Below are 3,085 nucleotides of genomic sequence, written 5' to 3'. Positions count from 1 at the left end.
CCCGCAGCGCCGCGATTTGCTCTTCAAGCCACCTCACCCAGAGGGTGAATCACATCCCGTGTCCCGTGTCCAAGCTATTTCGGCCAAAATGAGAATTGCTGTATCGAGAATGAACCAAAATGGGCCAGCAAGGGCGCTGACCTCACTTGCAAGGTCATCTCATTTGCCGATACGGCATCGGCGATACGACGTATAATTTGGGATGTGGCTTCGTCGCACAGTTTGAACCACTCAGGCGTTGATCGTGTCATCGTTCCAGAATATCGGCAGATGTAAGTTCTTTCATTATTGATACTGGCAAATCAAATATGGCGGCAAGTCAGCCGACTTCTCGTCTCGCCTTCGCAAACCCTCTGTCGGTTGTAATGAACCGCTCCAGCATGGGCACGATGAGCCTGACGGGATCGGTGATAGGTTGGCCGGTCTCGCGGGCTAGAGTGCTCTGGGGTCGGGTTGAGTCGCCAGGGATTCCCACGGACTCGTTTTTATGATTCAACGGACTGACCTTTAGGAGGTCGGTCCGCATGGGAAAACCCTATTCGCGTGATTTGCGAGGGCGCTTCGTGGCGCTGTTATACCAACGGTCATTGAGAATGACCGTTGCAGTCCGTGGCCGGCCCGCTCCCCCTCCCGGCCACCCACGGCAGTATACTTGGGGTGGCCGGGAGGGGGAGCGGGCCGGTGCCGCTCGGCGGATGAGTCACACTCATCCGCCACTGGTATTAGAAGAGGGGCTTTCGGCCAGTGGCGCGGGGCGGCGCCTTTTGGTGGCTCGTTCGACGGCGACCCGATGGGGCAAGATTTGGCGTGACGAAGGCCGGGCCGAGGCCTTGGCGATGGGGGGCGACCAGCGCTCGCACGCCATGGAGGCGCATGCGTCGATCGTTCTTGGTCTTGTGGAGGAAACGCCGGACATCTTTCTCCATGAGATCGTTGCCAAACTGGCCTCCCAGGGCATTTCCGCCAGTACGGACATGGTGCGCAGCCTGTTGGCTCGTCACGGCATCACGCGCAAAAAAAGGGTTCATGACGGAAAATCGGGGAGGGGCGGACAACGGGACGGTCTGACACACTGGTAGTTGCGACACGACACAGACTGCCAGGGAGGCCCCGTTGTCCTTCGATGATCCTATGTCCTGGCTTGGGGGCTGGGAAGGCTACCGCGTTGAGACGGTCCAGCGACGCGAGGGTGAGCAACCGGAAGTCTGGATTTTCCTGGGCTTCCAGCCGGGAGCGGCTTTGATCTGCGATGGCTGCGGCGAAGCGGCCGACGCGGTGCATGACATTGAGTGTCGAGTGGTGCGGGACCTTCCGATTCTCGACGCCACGACCTTCGTGTCGGTTCCGCGGCGCCGGGTCACGTGCCCCCGATGCGGTCCGCGCCTTGAACGCCTGTCGTGGCTGGAGCGCTATGCCCGGGTGACGACCCGTCTGGCTGAGAGTGTGGGGCGCCTGTGCGCTGTGCTGCCGGTCAAGCACGTCGCCGCGTTCTTCGACCTGCACTGGAGCACAGTGAAGGCAATCGACACGCATCGCCTTTTGGTGGCGTTGAACCCGCCTGAGTTTTCAAGCGTCGAAGTGCTGGCGATGGACGAGTTCGCCCTGCGCAAGGGACATCGGTACGCCACTGTCGTCGTCGATCCGCGCCGACGACGGGTTCTGTGGGTCGGGAAGGGGCGTGGGCGCGAGGATCTCCGGCCGTTTTTCGACCTTCTGGGCACCGCCGGATGCCATCGCATCAAGGCCGTGGCCATGGACATGAACGCCGCCTACGCCCGGGAGGTGGAAGCCCGCTGTCCCCATGCCGTGGTCGTCTATGACCTGTTCCACGTCATTGCCAAGTACGGCCGCGAGGTCATCGATCGGGTTCGTGTCGACGAGGCGAACCGGTTGCGCCATGACAAAAAAGCACGCAAGGTCGTCAAGACAGCACGTTGGCTTCTCCTGCGCAATCGCGAAACCATAGTGCGCGAGGAGGATCATGTCCGGCTCGATGAACTTCTGGCCGCCAATCAATCCCTCATGACTGCCTATGTCTTGCGGGACGAACTGAAAGACCTTTGGCGCGCCGCCTCGCCCGAAGCGGCCCGCAACGCTTGGCACGCCTGGGCCAGAAAGGCCCGCGACAGCGCCATTCCAGCCCTGATGCGCTTCGCCAAGCGGCTTGAGCCTTACCTCGCAGGCATCGCTGCCGCAGATTGAGCAACCTGAAGGATGGAAATTCGGCCTGAGGTCCCTCAGTCATCCCGGTTTTCCATGTTGATGTAGACGCGGTCGGTGGTGGCCCAGTCCTCGTCGATCTCGGCGAGGACGGCGGTGACGAGGCGCAGCAGCGAGGCCTCGTTGGGGAAGACGCGGACCTTTTTGGTCCGGCGCTTGATCTCCTGCTGCACGGCCCGCTCGATCGGGTTCGACGTGCGCATGCGGCGGCGGTGCGGCTTCGGCAGGGTGAAGAGGGCGAGTCCCTCGGGGACGTTGGCCTCCATCCACGCGGCGAGCCTCGGCGCCGCCTTGCGGTAGCTCTCGGCCAGGGCGGCCAGTTCAGCCTCGGCGGCCTTCAGATCCCTGGCGTTCCAGACGGCGCGCAGGTCCTCGCCGATGCGCTTGCGGATGGCGAGCGTCGGGGCGTGGTGAATGGCGTTCTGGGCCAGGTGGAACTGGCAGCGTTGCCATGTCGCCCCGGACAGCACGGCGCGACGAGCGGCGCGCAGGCCGGCATGGTCGTCGCTGACGATGAAGTCCACGCCGCGCAGGCCGCGGTCCACGAGGTCGTTCAGGAAATCCCGCCAGTGGATCTCGGCCTCCGAGAGGGCCGCCGACACGCCCAGAAGCCGCCGCCGGCCGTCAGGGCCGACGCCGATGGCCGACAGGATGGCCGCGTCGCGGACGATGCCGCCGTCGCGCACCTTCTCATACCGGGCATCGAGGATCAGGTATTTCACCGGGTCGAGCCGGCGCGTGCGCCAGGCTTCCAGTTCGTCGTCCAGCAGGGCGGCGGCGCGGCTCACCTGGGTCGAGGACAGGCTTTCCAGCCCGAATTCCTTCATCACCTTGGCGGCGTCGCGGGTGGAGACGCCCTGGACGT

The 3,085-nt window shown here is 63.6% G+C and carries 4 protein-coding genes; 2 read left to right on the top strand and 2 right to left on the bottom strand.

Features of this window, described 5'->3' with window-relative positions; genetic code table 11:
- Nucleotides 1-319 precede the first annotated feature (319 nt).
- Entirely contained in the window at nt 320-526 is a 207-nt protein-coding gene (locus GGD89_RS20750; protein ID WP_184049120.1) for a DUF2274 domain-containing protein, read from the bottom strand.
- Nucleotides 527-695: 169 nt separating this feature from the next.
- On the opposite strand from GGD89_RS20750, the gene GGD89_RS19365 reads away from it, so the two are divergent.
- Both GGD89_RS19365 and GGD89_RS19360 read left to right on the top strand, forming a co-directional pair.
- Nucleotides 696-1,079, top strand: a complete 384-nt coding sequence (locus tag GGD89_RS19365) for a hypothetical protein (protein ID WP_184049117.1) — start codon at nt 696-698, stop codon at nt 1,077-1,079.
- A 34-nt stretch (nt 1,080-1,113) separates the two neighbouring features.
- Nucleotides 1,114-2,202 (top strand): ISL3 family transposase, encoded by a 1,089-nt coding sequence (locus GGD89_RS19360; RefSeq protein WP_184049114.1) that lies wholly within the window; start codon nt 1,114-1,116, stop codon nt 2,200-2,202.
- A gap of 35 nt (nt 2,203-2,237) precedes the next feature.
- Here the strand turns inward: GGD89_RS19360 and GGD89_RS19355 are convergent.
- Nucleotides 2,238-3,085 (bottom strand): IS256 family transposase (locus GGD89_RS19355; protein ID WP_184049111.1); only part of this gene is annotated, 848 nt, incomplete at its 5' end.

It is taken from the genome of Roseospira visakhapatnamensis (assembly GCF_014197915.1).
Classification (GTDB): Bacteria; Pseudomonadota; Alphaproteobacteria; order Rhodospirillales; family Rhodospirillaceae; genus Rhodospira; species Rhodospira visakhapatnamensis.
Note: the sequence above shows the minus strand (reverse complement) of the source record. Positions and strands in the feature narration are given on the sequence as shown.

Bases quoted from the DNA above. Each gene is read 5' to 3' on its own strand.
- GGD89_RS20750 (WP_184049120.1), bottom strand. From the start codon at position 526: ATGCGGACCGACCTCCTAAAGGTCAGTCCGTTGAATCATAAAAACGAG.
- GGD89_RS19365 (WP_184049117.1), top strand. From the start codon at position 696: ATGAGTCACACTCATCCGCCACTGGTATTAGAAGAGGGGCTTTCGGCC.